Here is a 14,275-nt window from a genome sequence, read left to right on the forward strand (position 1 = left end):
GGTGGCTCTGTTCGACCGGAACGGTGGCTCCGCATTTTCCGGAAGGGTGGCTCTCTAGCACCGGACTCGTGGCTCAAAGTACGCCGGAATAATCATATTGATCTTTTTGTTAATGGTCGATTACGAGAAAAAAATATTATAAGTCACATTCCTTCGACTCGAATTGTTGAGAGCTATCTATATGGTCAAATACATTACAATGACCTTGACGATGATCAAGATCGTTTCACAAGCAGTCGTGAAGGCGTTGTCCCTGATGACCCCAAATTTAAGCAATTATTAAAGACACTTGACGAAGACATCATGTCTAAAATAATTAATGAGTGGGACATTTTTCGTTGTGAAAACCGAGATGATGGAGATCCGGAAAATGATAGAATTTCAAAAAAAAGAAGAAAATCACAGGAACTATATAATGAAATAACTGGTGATTACACGCAATTTGGTAAAGGAACTACAAACGCTCAGAAAGACAAGGTTCTTTTATGGATAAACTCCCTAAAAGACGATGCTTCGTTTAATTATGAGTCCTACGGAGAATGCTTTGTTGCAGAAAATTTAATGAGGACCTATATTGAAGACCAAAAATTAGAATTGTGCCGTCGTGTAAAAGAGGATGCTGAAAAATGGAAAAAAGCGGAACAAAATAATTTAAGGGCTGGACATTTGAACATCCCAATTAGGAGTAATTCTTCTGATTTATCATATGCCTCAATGGATGCACTAACCTTAAATATTGAAAAGCCTGGAGACCTGTCCTTAAATCAAGATGCAAAAGAATTTAAACCAATCCGTGACGCACTTGCTCATACGTCAAGACTTACAGAAGAAGCAAAAATAAAACTCACATCCGTGTTCAATAATATCAAATTTCGATTAATAAAATTGTTACAAGAAAAGCCATAATATCATTGCGTTCATCTGGACGCTAATATTTACTTGTTCGGGAAATTTATTTCTATACCTGAAACCACTTGAACAAAGTCATTTTCAGGTATTTTTTCAAAAAAATCCGTTCTTAGACCGACATCAAGAACTAGCATAAAAAGCGGAAAATCATAAAAAACATCCCCTTTCTTCTCGACGAGATTTCGGCGAATACTTTCAGTTTTGTTCAAAAGGCAAATGTATTGGAAATCCTTATCTATGATTTTTGTATTTCCTGCTGGGTGAGCTTTTTGCAAATGCTGTCCTGCAGTTAAGGCGATTAAATTTTCAACATAATCTGCAATATTGGGAAATTCATTTTTGGGGAAAATATGATGCATGTGGGTTGCTTTTTGTCCAATAGACAATGCATCGGTAATTTCTGACAATCCGTTGTTAAATTGATCATTGAATTTTCGTAATCGTCTTTTTGCTTTTTCAACTTTATAATCACAGACATTTTCTTGAATATTATCAACTGATTGAGCTTGTTGTCGAGAAATATTTTTATCCTTATTTTTATCGCGAAAATTTGTTCTATTGTATTTGATATCCTCAAGAGTAATTATTCGTTGAGAAAGGGAACCTTTTACAGAACCTTTCTTTTTATACCATACGGCTAATGGATTTAGAACCTTTGTAAATATTCGATTTGGCTCAGCATTGTTTTGTATTGGGGTGTATCTTATGCAAAAATCATGAAATATTTTTTTCACATTGTCATATTGTTCCTTTGTTTGCTCGTCAAAAAAGGATTCGAATGCATCCCATAAGCCGCTATCTTCTAAAGTCTTTTTTATATAAGAACAAAGAAAATCAAGGCAATTTCTCTCACGTAATGACAGAAAATCAAGAATAGCTTCGTTTACAACAGAAAACTGAATTGCATTGTTCTTCTTTCCTTCCTCGCGAAGAATCCCCGCTGCGGAAAGCATTTTTAAAGGCTGTCGAAAAAATTTGTTATATTCATCAATTGTGGTATCGTCAGTCGGATCCGGTTTGCAAAAAATCCTTTGGACATTTTCAATAGCATAAGCAGTATGCCATATATCGGGCGACTGAAAAGGTTGTTTTCCGCCATCTTGCAAATACACTACAACACAATCTGCAACAAAACACAGCTCGTCCATTGTGCATTTTTGGTCAATCCATCGGCCATTTCTGGATTGTCTAATGTCATAATTGTGTTCGTTTAAGAATTTATTCAAAAGATTATTGGTCATTATTCAAAATCCCATAAAAAAAGACGCTGTTTTTATCAACATTAATTGATTGTGTTGATAAATTCCTTGCCGTAATATAAAAGCGTCTGTATTCTTCAGATGAAAAATATGCTAATTGTTCATTCGTCAATTTCATCCCCTGTTTTTTGGGAATAAGCACTGCAACAGATCCATCAACAATAGTATTAGGAATGTTTTCTATAAGACGAGTCTTATAAGTCATGTTTGGAGTCAGGTAAACAGTTTCGTTGTTGAAGAACTGAAAAGAAGAAAGGCTTTGGGCAATTTTCTTTTCTATATAGGTGTCATAATTGGGTATATGAGAAACTCCATTATTTTCGGAATTAATGTTTCTCGCTTTAAGAACCCACAAACGATTTGTTTTTTTTTCTTTAAACGAATTTTTTTTTGTAATTTGTCGATCCCTGAAAACGCTGAAGACATTTAGCTTTAATTTTTTTGCAATATTGTCAAAGTATTCATCTCGATAAATAATAAAATAGGGGTATTTTTTATCTGTAATATAGCTTTGCTTTTGATGATAAATTTTGTTAAATTTTAAATTATAAACAGTTGTTTCTGAAGGCTTTTGCTTTGGATATGCAATTAAGCAGATCGTTTCGATAGAAACTCCTGTAAAGCCAAATCTTCCAAAATCAATAATGCTTTCTATTTTCAATGTTCTCAATAAATCATGCGTTGGAAAGAATTCCTCTGCACACAAAATATTTTTGTTCAAAATCAGAGCTACGCAATCTGCTATCTGCATGCATTTTTCTAAAAAAATTTCAGACAAATCTTTTGTTGTTTTATTGACATTATTTTGAAGCCACAAGCAAACATCTTCCGCCTTATACTTCATTTTGGAAAAAGGAGGATTTCCCACAGCTAAATCATAATGATATGGGGGAGCATAAAAAAGAAAATCGCAACATATTGGATTTATTGTAACATTTTCAGGAATATCCAGATGTTCCAATAACATTTTTAAATTTGCAATGCTGTTCGGATCTATATCAACAACATCAATAACCACATGCGGTACATAAGCATATTTCTTTATCAAAATAGGCAAAAAATTTCCAGCACCAACAGAAGGTTCCAAAATTTTAATTTCTGATTGCGCAAAATCCGGTAATTTATCAACGGCGGCATTAACTAAATATTTATTTGTATAAAATGCTGCATTTTTTTCCCGTTCAGCATTACATAATTCTGTTATACGCATCAATGTATGAACGCTCAGATTTAACGGATTATCATGCAAAAAAGATGAAAGATTTTCTCTCTCTTTAAGACTTTTCCTTTGTATGATTTTATTTATTTCCCCTGCAGATATTTGGGGCTCATCTAACATTTTATTTATGCGACTTGCGATTTGCTGCATAATAATTGTAGGAACTGCCTCGCCAATACATTGTCGCACATTTGTTTCACAATCCTTATAAATTTTTCTTTTTTCGTCATCAGAAAGCTTGTTTAATTCCTCTAGTGACAAGTCTACCCAACGAAACTCGTCTGGAATATTCATCATTTTCATTAATTCGCGAATACTAAAAACCCTGTCTTGCTCTGGGTGTACCGTATTTTGAGCAGCCAATTGATCATTGCGCGTATGAACACATTGTACAAACCTATTCCACCGTTGGCGGGTATACTTGTCACGATTTTTTTTGATATTTTCTACAATTTTTCCGTTAACAATTTTATGGGGTCTTTTTTTGGGATCAAGGTTATCAAATGCAGACTCCCCCTCTTTTAAGTCATGGATCCAATTTTTCATTCTTATATCATAAGTTCGAAATGCATGATAAAAATCACCTTTCGAAATTTCACCCCATTCAAGTTTCTTTAATCCACCAATAACATTCCGTAAAGTTTTTTCCTTTTGATATGATGGAAATAAATCGTAAGGGACAATTGACTCGCGATAGTTTTTTTCAACGCCAATTACAAGAGTTCTAGTTCTTGATGAATTCGCTCCATAGTTCATAAAATTCAGAATGCGGCTAGAAATGATATAATTAGCGCCTAACGATTCTCGAATATATTCACCAATAGGAACCTTTTGGCCGTCTTTTGTAATGCACAGAGTTTTTTCGAATGCCATCACATTTTCAAAAATAAAGAATTTTGGATGAATCCTATTCACTATTTCAATAGATTCAACAACCAAACTATTTCTATTGATTTCGTCCTTCTTTTTGTGATTTTGAACGCTGATTCCTTGGCACGGAGGAGTCGCAACAAGTACATCTACTTGTTTAAGTCCATCACAATGTTCCCATTTATTTATTTCATCAAAAATTTTTTCTTTGGTTTCTTCTGAGGTCATATCTCCACATATATATCCTGATTCGTATTTGCATTTGTGATTGCATTTTTGAACATTCAACCGACGTTGACTAAGTTCAACAGAAGCAATACAGGAGAATCCTTCCTGCTTAAATCCGTAGCACCCTACTCCGGCACAGCTGAACAATGATATATATGTTTTATTCATAATTAAACCTAGACTTAAAATTACAAATTATTTATGTCAGTAAAGTGTCATTTCCTAGATATTCACTATTTTTTTTCGGTCACTATCAGCATTTAGCATTTTTTTTCATTTTGTGATTCATTCAAAATTTTTCCTGACTAAAAACCCTCGTTTAAGAGTATGTTTACTTTTCAAGAAATTTCCCGGAAGAAGGGGTTGCCTGCGAGCCTGTCCCTGATTTTGAGGATGTTCCTGTAGGCGAGTTCTATCAAGATGCAGCTGCGTTTCACATTCAGTGCGGCTTCCCCCACGACGCCGCTGCCGGCGAAGGTATCGAGCACGGTTTCGCCCTGCCTGGTCACGAACTGTAGGATTCTTTCGCACAGGGGCAGCGGAAGTTCGCTCTGGTGAATCTTATTTTTCCTTGCGACGGGCGGGATGTCGAACATTGCAGGGAGCATCTGCGTGGTGCCGCTCATGTACTGGGGCGTCCCAGTGTCTTTTGTCTTCTTGGCGTCGATGCGCAAGCTGCGCGCCTTGCCTTTCGAGAATATCATCACGTCTTGGGTGTTCTTGGACTTGCGCCCGGTATTGCTGACAAAGTTCCCCTTTTTCCAGGTGACTTTCGAGTAGTAGAGCAGCCCGCACTGTTCAGCGTACTTTTTGATTTGGTAGAGGTAGTCGTAGTTGTTCTCGTTTTCGGCGGGGAGGATTTCGACGAGGAAGCAGCCGTCCTTGAGCACACGGGCTTTTTCTTTGAAGTCGTCGAGGGTGTACCTGAAGCAGTCGTATGTGGCGAAGTTGCGGTCGCCGCCCTTGTTCGACTTCTTGTCTAGCCACGGGTGGTCGGTCAGGATGCAGTCAATGGAGGCGTCTTCGAGCATGGAGAGGTCGCGGCCGTCGCCTTCTATCACGACGCAGCTTTCGTCGCCCTCGATTGTCTTGTACAGGCCCTTGGCGACCCGCTCGAATTTTACGCCGAGGTTGTCGTAGATGCGCGCGCGGACGGTTTCTTTAGGCTTGTCGGAATTTTCGGAATAGGCGTCCTTGAGCGAGAATTCGCCCTTGTCCTTGAAACAGGAGTAGATGGTGTTTGCGAGTGATTTCATGCGAGAAATATAGATTCTATGGAGTGACAATTTGTGACATTTACGGATTGTAAATTTGTAGTGGCAACTTGATGAAAAAAAGTCCATTGCTATATGGACTTTTGTATAATGTAAATTTCGGCAATTAGTGTAGTCAATATTGACTAGAAAGCCCGGTTAATTAAGCAGCTGTGGATTAGATTTGATTGAAGAATCTTATTTCAAGATTATTTATTGCTCTACAGTGCCTTATAATCATTTCTCTCCGCTTTTGCTTTTCTATTTCTTCTATTTGTCCAATGAAAACTACAATAATATGTTTATTTACTTTGTTAAATTGTTTTGATACCTTGTTTAACTTCCTTATTTCTTTCCCAACAACATTTTTTACTTTGCTAATATTGACATTTAGTAATGAAATGACGTATAAATCAGAACGCGTACGGAAAATTGCGTCTACTTTATGCTCTCCCACAACAGCCTGTCTATACTGCCGAGCATCTCCATTTACACTAATTTCATCATATATGCTATCCAATACAATGTTTTCAATACTATTTATTGGCGTAACAATACTTTTAATGCCTATCCCGTCTAACCTATACAAATTTTTACTTTCTCGTAGTATTCGATAAACAATAAAAGAAGGATATCGTATTGATCTGGCAAGATCTTCTACGCTGATCTTCTTATATTTTTTGATAACATCGGCAATGAGCTTTTGAATAGATTCTATTCTTGTGCGGTTTGTCTCGCGAAGTCTTACAAAGCTTGCTGAATGTGTGTTTCTCGATATAGGGGGCGCTGCTGTTTGAGTGTCTCTGTTTTCTGGGACACTGGCGTTATCATCGCTTCTTTCCGTTGAAGGTTCGCTTTCCGGTATAGGACCCGCTTCCGTTTGGACGTCATTGCTTTCCGGGATGCTGGGGTTAGCATCGTTTCTTATTGTTGAAGGTTCGCTTTCCGGTATAGGCCCATCCTCTGTTTGAACGTCACTGCTTTCCGGGACGCTGGGGTTAGCATCGCTTCGTGATGTTGAAGGTCCGATTTCCTGTATAGGGCCAGCCCCCGTTTGAACGTCACCGTTTTCCGGGACGCTGGGGTTAGCATCGTTTTGTGGTATTGAAGGTTCGGTTTCCTGTATAGGGCCAGCCCCCGTTTGAACGTCACCGTTTTCCGGGACGCTGGGGTTAGCATCGTTTTGTGGTATTGAAGGTTCGCTTTCCTGTATAGGGCCTGCCTCCGTTTGAACGTCATCGTTTTCCGGGACGCTGGATGTCTCCTCATTCGGAACACTTGTTAAATCAAACCCTATATGCGGATCTTTACTTCCATGCATTGGACCTAAACCGTCGATTCCGAGTTTTTCTCGCCACATCCATAGTATAAAAGCAAGGCATCCAAGAGCTATCCATTGCAAAACATACAAATAATCAAAATATCGATAAGTCGATTCTATAACATCTCCGGCAAAATTGATTTTGTACGAGTCTTCAATATGGCAACCGGAAAATGGATCTATGAACAAAAACGACATTATTGCGATGCATGTAATTCCCAAAGCAAAAGTCCACCAACCTTTTGCTTTTAAACCCATTTCTTGTAATTTCTTTTTACTCATAAGTCGATTGATTTGTTTTTTGCTTTTACGAGATGTAAAATTAACTTTTTGATTATGAAGTAAATAAGTTTTCGAAGAAAAAAATAATTTTTTTTCTTTTTTCTGTATTTCTTTCGCTTTTTCTCAAAAAAAGCGTGTCGCCTCGGGTTTGAGGAAGAAGAACACTAGGTTATTCATTTGGAAATCTGTTACAGTGATTTCGTGTGTTTCTAGACTTTTTTTGTATGGTTTTTTGTATGGTCGCCGCAGATTTATCCCAGTGTAGCCACATTACGCTTCACGTCACTTCCGGCATGTGTCGCACGCCGAGGCCGCCGGGAGATTTTATCCACTCGGATTCCGGCCAGAGTTTGAATTCCAGTACGGGAACGCCCAGGAGCCCGTCGTAGGTGGCGACGTCGCCCGTCACGATTTCGCCGATAATCATGCCGCATCCGTTTGTCTTGCCGAACAGCTTTTCGGCCTTGGCGCGGTTTCTCTTGAGTTTTGCGAGCGCGGTTTCGCGGTCTTTTGCGGTTGCTTTCTTCAGAAATTTGCTCCACAGTTTTTCCCACTTGGCGATGTCGTTTTGCAGGTCATCTTCATGGGCGCGGGATTTAGAGACTGCGACGGCGAGCCGCTTGTTCGCAAACATTTTTGCGTTTGTCCGCCATTCAAATGTCTTTACGCCGGTAAGCGCTAGCTGGGCGTACGGTGAGCGAATGACGAAGTAGTGGGACGGTTTACCTTGCATTTGGCGGGTCTCCGGAGATTGTTCGACTTTATTTAAAATACTCTATTGATTGTCTGCGGTCAAGCGGGGCGTTGCGGCCTTTGACCACTTAGCGCTTCAGCGCTTACGTGGGCATGGCCACCTTTAGGTGGTGCCGGCGGGGTTTTAGGGGCGGAGCCCCTAGGAGAGGGGGTGTCCGGAAAACGGTTTGGACGCGGATTGGAAAGGAGATCCCCGCCTTCGCGGGGATGACAGTCTGCGGAACCCGCGGACAAAGCGGCTGCAGGCAGGGGGACTCTTCCCCCACCAAGTGAAAAGGCGGCGTCATTCTTCCATCAGTACCGCGATGTCGTCCTTGTCGAAGTCGGTGCCGAAGGCTTGCCGGTAGCTCGATTCCAGCGCCTCTCCGGGGGTGCTGTTTTCCCTGAACAGGACCATGCCGCTGTCCAGGCATTCCATGTCGAGCTCGCCGTCGGTGTCGATGCTTTCCGGCCGGAACGTGGACCATAGGCAATAGTCGGTGAACCCTTCCCGGATGTCTTCTTCGAGCAGGTTGTCGCCCGTGCCCGCCTGGACTTTCAGGAACGCTTTCGCGCTCTTGACCCATGCGAGTATCGCGCCGCCGAACGTGTCGTTTTCCATAGTGCCTCCGTCCCGAAAGATAGATAATGTTCGTGACAGAAAATGACTTTTTGAGGGCTGCGAATTTTTTTGCGATTTTGCCCGGGGAAGGGGTTGACAAATTTCAAATGCGAATTTATATTTTGTAGTGCACAAATGTATAGAAAACGCTATGGCTCTGTCGGGCCAGTCCGTACTTTTGGGTCGAAACTGCGAAAACGCTGCGAAAATGACCCTTTGGCTCTGCTGGGCCAGATTGTACTGCTGTGAACTTGCTGCGACGGTCAGGGCGGGCCGGATAGCCAAAAAACTACGGTTCCGCAGCGAATAAACAGCCTGGAAGGGGCTTACGAAACCTCAAAAGTTTGCTAGCCGAGGGCGCCTGTACAGAATAACCCGACAGAGCCTTTCTGGGGGAAAGTATGACTTTCGTGTTGTGGATAAGTCCGTGGCTTAGAATGGCGATTTTGACCATCATAAAAGGCTTGTGTTTAAAATCTTAAACATTACTGGGGGCTTCAACACCAAAGTTCTACATCGCCCTGAATCCAACTTTCCGGTATCCAATTGTGGATGAGAGCACCGATGCCAACACCGATCAGGATGTAGGGGAACACCTTTTTGAATGTTGAAGTGACCTGATCTCTTGCATAGATCAAACGGTCTTTTACCGTCAGATCCGGCGCTTCAATATCCACGCTGCTGTTACTGTTTCGGATGAAGTCAGCGATCTGATCCTCCATGTGGAGTTTCTCAATCAGCGTGCCGCCAATAACAGCAATCACCAGACCTAAAATCACATAGGCGATGGCAATCTTAGCACCGAAAATGCTCATCAGCAGAACGAGGCTGCCCAGATCCACCATCGGAGATGAAATCAGGAACGAGAATGTCACGCCCAGCGGAAGTCCAGCGCTTGTAAATCCCATGAAGATTGGAATAGAGGAGCAAGAGCAGAAAGGCGTCACCGTGCCCAGCAAAGCGCCTACAATGTTCGCTCCAATCCCATGAAACCTGCCCATGATTTTCCGGCTGCGCTCCGGTGGGAAAAAGCTCTGAATATAAGAGATCAGAAAAATCAGGACACAGAGCAGCACTGTTATCTTGATTACGTCATAAAGGAAGAATTGCATGCTTCCGCTGATTCTCGTATTGACATCAAGCCCTACTGCTGTCAGCAATCTCCCGATCATGTCATTCAGCCACTTCATCCCAAGTATTTGATCCTGAATAAAAGTCCTCATTACTCAAACCTCGCTTTCGTTTTATTTGCTATTCGCACGAGCATCAGCATGACCGGAACCTCCGTCAGAACGCCTACAGTGGTGGCAAGCGCCGCAGGGCTTGTCGTTCCGAAAAGTGCAATCGCCACTGCTACCGCAAGTTCAAAGAAATTCGATGCGCCGATCATCCCCGCAGGAGCCGCAATATCATGCGGTAATTTCAGTAGCCTACTTGCCCCATAAGCGATAAAGAAAATCAAAAATGTCTGAATGGTTAACGGCACTGCTATCAAAACAATATGAAGCGGATTAGACAGAATCACCTCTGCCTGTGAACTGAAGATAATAACCAACGTCAACAGCAGCCCTATCGTTGTGGCATTATCGAACTTGTGGATAAAAGTACCCTCAAAGTAATCCGCACCTCTTTTCTTCGAGACCGTTATCCTCGTCAGGATGCCGCCTGCAAGCGGAATCAATACAAACAGAAAGATGCTGACGAACAGAGTACTGTAGGGAACAACCACATTGGAAACGCCCAAAAGGAATTTTACGATTGGAACAAAAGCCACAAGGATAATGAGGTCGTTTGTCGCTACCTGTACGACCGTATAAGCGGGATTTCCTTTTGTAAGCGTACTCCATACAAACACCATTGCCGTACATGGAGCAGCACCTAAAAGCACAGCTCCAGCAAGATATTCTGTTGCCAATTCCGGAGATATGAAGGCTTTGAATACGACAAACAAAAACAGATAAGCAATTCCGTACATAGTGAAAGGCTTGATCAGCCAGTTCGTCACCCACGTGACCAGAAGTCCTTTCGGATTCTTCCCAATCTGTTTTATGCTCTGAAAATCCACTTTCATCATCATAGGGTAGATCATGACCCAGATGAGAACAGCGATAGGAATCGAAATGCCGGAAATCTGAAATTGACCAAATGTAGCAGGAATGACCGGGATAAAGTGCCCGATCGTCATGCCTATGACCATGCAGAACAGTACCCACACAGAAAGATAACGCTGAAATGTATTAATGCCTTTGCTATGATTGCTCATGACTTTGCCTCCATTAGTTTGATATATTGATATGTATCAATGCTTTATGGCTTTAATATAGGCAATCCCAAAGGACTGCCTATGAATGATCAATATCAATTACTTCTTTTCCTTACATCCGCAGAATACGCTACTGTCTGTTTCGCAGTCACATCTTGCATAGGAACCGATCATATCCCGGAACTCCCTGACCCCGTCTGCGGAGATGGAGTAATGCATCCATTTTCCTTCTTTGTAGTAATCAACAAGCCCGCTGTCCGCAAGGATCTTCATGTGATGCGAAAGAGTCGGCTGTGTGATATTTAGTTCCTCCAGCAGATCACATCCGCACTTTTCTCCATGCTGGAGCGCAAGCATTATCGCAAGGCGGTTCTCATCTGTGAGCGCCTTTATTTTCTTGACATCTTCTCTGAATCCCATGACTTTCACCTCCGCGAGATGTACATATAATAACAAATACATTCACAGTTATCAATGTGTCAATGCAAATTTCCAAAGATTTTTTATTGCCCAATGATTCCTTCATCCCTGAGGCTCTGTCGGGCCAGACCGTACTTTTGGGTCAAAACTGCGAAAACGCTGCGAAGTCGGAACCTGCCGAAATAGCCTAAAAACTACGGTTACGCAGCCGAAAAACAGTTTTGGAAGGGGCTTACGAAACCTCAAAAGTTTGCTAGCCGAGGGCGCCTGTACAGAATAACCCGACAGAGCCAACGCTATGCGGTACCATTTTGTGCTTGTTGGTGCCGACAGAGGTATAGATGATGTTGACCGAACCTGCAAATAAATGTAGATTATGGGGGTATTATGGCTCTTGAAATAAGAAATATCCCGGTTCTTACAGGCTCTACGGCAGAGTCGTTCGTTCGTGCTGCCGAAGAACACGAAAAGAATCCGCGTCGTCTCGGGCTCAAAGTTTCCTTCGCCCAAATCGACGAGATGGCCGCCCGCGCCCGTTCTTACAGAGAGGCTCATAATGGAAAGAATCCGTTTAGCATCTGATTGCACCCTTTACCCCATCGACAAGAATACCGACCTGTCCTCGTTCTGCTGCGGCGATGAGGATCTAGACGATTTCTTTCGGAACGATGCATGACAGCATCAAATCGACAATGATTCCCAAGTCTTCGCGGAACCGCCTGGAACGCAAGGTGCCCAATGCAAAGCATACGCGTACGTATCCTGCGCTCCTGATTGGACGATTGGGAGTTAACGGCCAGTTCCAACGCAGCGGCTTGCACTTGGGGAGTCAACGAAAATCTCGAGAAAGAAGCCTTCCGTGTTGATTCGAGCCAGTCGTTGAACACCAGGATGATGTATCTGGACTTGATCGACTTCGTGTCGTAGAAATTTTGACACCGCTGGTGACACTGGGCACGAACACGTTTTTCTTCAATCCCGATTTTAATGTTACGGAATTCGGTACAATTAAAAATATGGCAGGAAACAACAATTTCGTCCTTTCGACAAAACAATGGATACTTTCCACTAATCACCTACTTCTCATTCACGAATACCAGCGTCTCAAGGCTGCAGAACAGGCTCAGTTGGGCTGGTCCGTGCGGCGAGAACTGTCGAGATAGCCATTTCTCAGATGACTGTGCTGGAATCGATTGGGGAAAACAAGTTATCGAAATAAACTAATAAGGTTTTAGGGGCTCTTGACCCATGCGAGTATCGCGCCGCCGAACGAGTCGTTTTCCATAGTGCCTCTGCCCCGAAAGATAGATAATGCTAGTGACAGAAAATGACATGGCAATTATGGCGAATTCGCCACAATTAATTTTCGAGAAATCTCTTGACAGGGGCCGCGCGAGGATGTATATTTAGTGAACGGGCGTGCAGATTCGTTTTTGCGCGCTCGACCTGAGATTACGACAATCCCTGCGACAGTCGGCATAGGCCATGCGCCCGTACGTGCATCCGCGGTTCTAAAAAGCCAACGGTATTGCAAGAGCATCCCATAAAAACTAGAAATATAAGGCTCAACATACGTTGTGCATCTGCGTATTTTTGCCTTTGTATTGTTATTAAAGAGAGGTCTTTTATGAGAAATCGAAAGATTGAATCTCACAATATCCATATTGATTCTGATTAAGGAGCGCTGGGGTTCGGGAGTCGTGAAGCAACTCAGTCTGGATTTGCGGCGGGAATTTCCCGATGCAGACGGATTTTCTGTGTCGAATCTGTGGTATATGAAGAAATGGTACTGTTTCTACACGCAGAAAGAGGCTGTGCAAAAACTGCAACGGCCCGTTGCAGAATTAGAAAGCGAAAAACTCCAACGGGCCGTTGGAGAATTAGAACGGGCTAAATTTATGCAGAATGAAGGAACCTTACCTTCCATATTTACTAGCGTCCCTTGGGGGCAACATGTAGATATTATAACCAAATGTCACAGTATTCAGGAGGCTCTTTTCTATATTCGCCAGGTTGTTGATAAGGGATTAAGTCGCCCTGCACTTCAGAACTGCATCAAGGCAGATCTTTACAGCCACCAAGGCAAGATTGTCAACAATTTTACCGAAAAACTGCCCGATTTGCAGAGCAAACTGGTTCAAGATGTGCTGAAAGAGAACTACGATTTCGGCTTTGCTACTGTTGGTCACGAAATTTACGACGAAGCCGAATTGGAAGAGGCTCTTACGAAGAATGTCACCGACCTTTTGCTCGAGATGGGTACGGGTTTTGCCTTCATTGGACGGCAAAAGGAGGTTCTTGTAGGTGGACGAAGCCGCAAAATCGACCTGCTGTTTTACCATATCCGCTTGCGCTGTTTCGTCGCCTGCGAACTGAAGGCAAAGCCGTTCGAGCCGGAGTTTGTCGGCAAACTGAACTTTTACGTGAACGCGGTAGATGAGTTGCTGAAGGCACCCGAAGACAATCCGACAATCGGGCTGTTGATTTGTTCCAACATGGATTCAACCGATGTACAGTGGTCTTTCCGTGGACTGGGCACGCCGATGGGGGTCGCGACACACAACAACATCCGCATCAAAGATGCGTTGCCTTCGAAGGAACTGTTGGAAGAGCGCATGCGCCTTCTGCAAAAGGAAATGCATACTACGAAACGGCTCATTCGGAAAAAAGGCGAATAGCGCGTTCATGGAGGGTGAGACGGGGTGGCTTACGCAGGCGCAAATTGCGGTCGAAAAATTTTGTATATTGCCCTATGCACCAGAAAAGGTGGTATTACGGATCATTCCCGCGCAAGCGGAGTGGTCCGTTTTTTATGTCCAAAGGAATAAAATATGACGAAACTCGCGCACTCTCTCGATTTTAACAACTTTCAAACATGCGCATTCTCTTTGTTTTGA

At 42.6% G+C, this 14,275-nt stretch carries 12 protein-coding genes and 2 pseudogenes; 5 read left to right on the forward strand and 9 right to left on the reverse strand.

Features of this window, described 5'->3' with window-relative positions; all coding sequences use genetic code 11:
• Positions 1-906, forward strand: a pseudogene (locus B9Y58_RS14640) (DNA mismatch repair protein); the annotation flags it as partial.
• A gap of 29 nt (positions 907-935) precedes the next feature.
• Here B9Y58_RS14640 and B9Y58_RS13280 read toward each other — a convergent pair.
• From B9Y58_RS13280 to B9Y58_RS13320, 9 genes and pseudogenes are all read right to left on the reverse strand, one after another.
• Entirely contained in the window at positions 936-2,150 is a 1,215-nt protein-coding gene (locus B9Y58_RS13280) for a restriction endonuclease (RefSeq protein WP_073058102.1), read from the reverse strand.
• Complete coding sequence (locus tag B9Y58_RS13285; RefSeq protein WP_073058100.1) at positions 2,140-4,653, reverse strand: DNA cytosine methyltransferase; 2,514 nt, start codon at positions 4,651-4,653, stop codon at positions 2,140-2,142. Before B9Y58_RS13285 ends, B9Y58_RS13280 begins: the two co-directional genes overlap by 11 nt.
• A 170-nt stretch (positions 4,654-4,823) precedes the next feature.
• Positions 4,824-5,741, reverse strand: coding sequence for a DNA-methyltransferase (locus B9Y58_RS13290; RefSeq protein ID WP_073058098.1), 918 nt, complete (start codon positions 5,739-5,741; stop codon positions 4,824-4,826).
• A gap of 175 nt (positions 5,742-5,916) precedes the next feature.
• Complete coding sequence (locus tag B9Y58_RS13295) at positions 5,917-7,341, reverse strand: hypothetical protein (RefSeq protein ID WP_073058096.1); 1,425 nt, start codon at positions 7,339-7,341, stop codon at positions 5,917-5,919.
• A gap of 277 nt (positions 7,342-7,618) precedes the next feature.
• Positions 7,619-8,074 (reverse strand): hypothetical protein, encoded by a 456-nt coding sequence (locus tag B9Y58_RS13300; protein WP_073058093.1) that lies wholly within the window; start codon positions 8,072-8,074, stop codon positions 7,619-7,621.
• 303 nt (positions 8,075-8,377) lie between these two features.
• The gene (locus B9Y58_RS13305; RefSeq protein ID WP_073058091.1) at positions 8,378-8,695 is read right to left on the reverse strand and encodes a hypothetical protein; all 318 of its coding nucleotides are present in this window, start codon (positions 8,693-8,695) and stop codon (positions 8,378-8,380) included.
• A gap of 521 nt (positions 8,696-9,216) precedes the next feature.
• Positions 9,217-9,918, reverse strand: a pseudogene (locus tag B9Y58_RS13310) (permease); the annotation flags it as partial.
• Complete coding sequence (gene arsB / locus B9Y58_RS13315) at positions 9,918-10,958, reverse strand: ACR3 family arsenite efflux transporter (protein ID WP_073058089.1); 1,041 nt, start codon at positions 10,956-10,958, stop codon at positions 9,918-9,920. The gene arsB and the pseudogene B9Y58_RS13310, both read right to left, overlap by 1 nt.
• Before the next feature lie 99 nt (positions 10,959-11,057).
• Complete coding sequence (locus B9Y58_RS13320; RefSeq protein ID WP_073058108.1) at positions 11,058-11,378, reverse strand: ArsR/SmtB family transcription factor; 321 nt, start codon at positions 11,376-11,378, stop codon at positions 11,058-11,060.
• A gap of 387 nt (positions 11,379-11,765) precedes the next feature.
• Between B9Y58_RS13320 and B9Y58_RS13325 the strand changes: the two genes are divergently transcribed.
• From B9Y58_RS13325 to B9Y58_RS13335, 4 genes are all read left to right on the forward strand, one after another.
• A complete protein-coding gene (locus B9Y58_RS13325) occupies positions 11,766-11,960 on the forward strand; it encodes a hypothetical protein (protein WP_073058087.1) in 195 nt (64 codons plus the stop codon).
• Between the two features lie 192 nt (positions 11,961-12,152).
• A complete protein-coding gene (locus B9Y58_RS14645; protein WP_158278371.1) occupies positions 12,153-12,305 on the forward strand; it encodes a hypothetical protein in 153 nt (50 codons plus the stop codon).
• 89 nt (positions 12,306-12,394) lie between these two features.
• The gene (locus B9Y58_RS13330) at positions 12,395-12,541 is read left to right on the forward strand and encodes a hypothetical protein (RefSeq protein ID WP_199220983.1); all 147 of its coding nucleotides are present in this window, start codon (positions 12,395-12,397) and stop codon (positions 12,539-12,541) included.
• A gap of 501 nt (positions 12,542-13,042) precedes the next feature.
• Positions 13,043-14,056 carry a PDDEXK nuclease domain-containing protein gene (locus B9Y58_RS13335; RefSeq protein WP_158278372.1) on the forward strand — a complete coding sequence of 338 codons (1,014 nt, stop codon included), beginning with the start codon at positions 13,043-13,045 and terminating at the stop codon, positions 14,054-14,056.
• The last annotated feature ends 219 nt before the right edge of the window (positions 14,057-14,275 follow it).

The sequence above is a fragment of the Fibrobacter sp. UWB15 genome (genome assembly GCF_900177705.1).
Classification (GTDB): Bacteria; Fibrobacterota; Fibrobacteria; order Fibrobacterales; family Fibrobacteraceae; genus Fibrobacter.

Coding starts and splice junctions, on each gene's coding strand:
- B9Y58_RS13325 (WP_073058087.1), top strand. CDS start 11,766: ATGGCTCTTGAAATAAGAAATATCCCGGTTCTTACAGGCTCTACGGCA.
- B9Y58_RS13285 (WP_073058100.1), bottom strand. CDS start 4,653: ATGAATAAAACATATATATCATTGTTCAGCTGTGCCGGAGTAGGGTGC.
- B9Y58_RS13295 (WP_073058096.1), bottom strand. CDS start 7,341: ATGAGTAAAAAGAAATTACAAGAAATGGGTTTAAAAGCAAAAGGTTGG.
- B9Y58_RS13280 (WP_073058102.1), bottom strand. CDS start 2,150: ATGACCAATAATCTTTTGAATAAATTCTTAAACGAACACAATTATGAC.
- arsB (WP_073058089.1), bottom strand. CDS start 10,958: ATGAGCAATCATAGCAAAGGCATTAATACATTTCAGCGTTATCTTTCT.
- B9Y58_RS13330 (WP_199220983.1), top strand. CDS start 12,395: ATGGCAGGAAACAACAATTTCGTCCTTTCGACAAAACAATGGATACTT.
- B9Y58_RS13320 (WP_073058108.1), bottom strand. CDS start 11,378: ATGGGATTCAGAGAAGATGTCAAGAAAATAAAGGCGCTCACAGATGAG.
- B9Y58_RS13300 (WP_073058093.1), bottom strand. CDS start 8,074: ATGCAAGGTAAACCGTCCCACTACTTCGTCATTCGCTCACCGTACGCC.
- B9Y58_RS13305 (WP_073058091.1), bottom strand. CDS start 8,695: ATGGAAAACGACACGTTCGGCGGCGCGATACTCGCATGGGTCAAGAGC.
- B9Y58_RS13290 (WP_073058098.1), bottom strand. CDS start 5,741: ATGAAATCACTCGCAAACACCATCTACTCCTGTTTCAAGGACAAGGGC.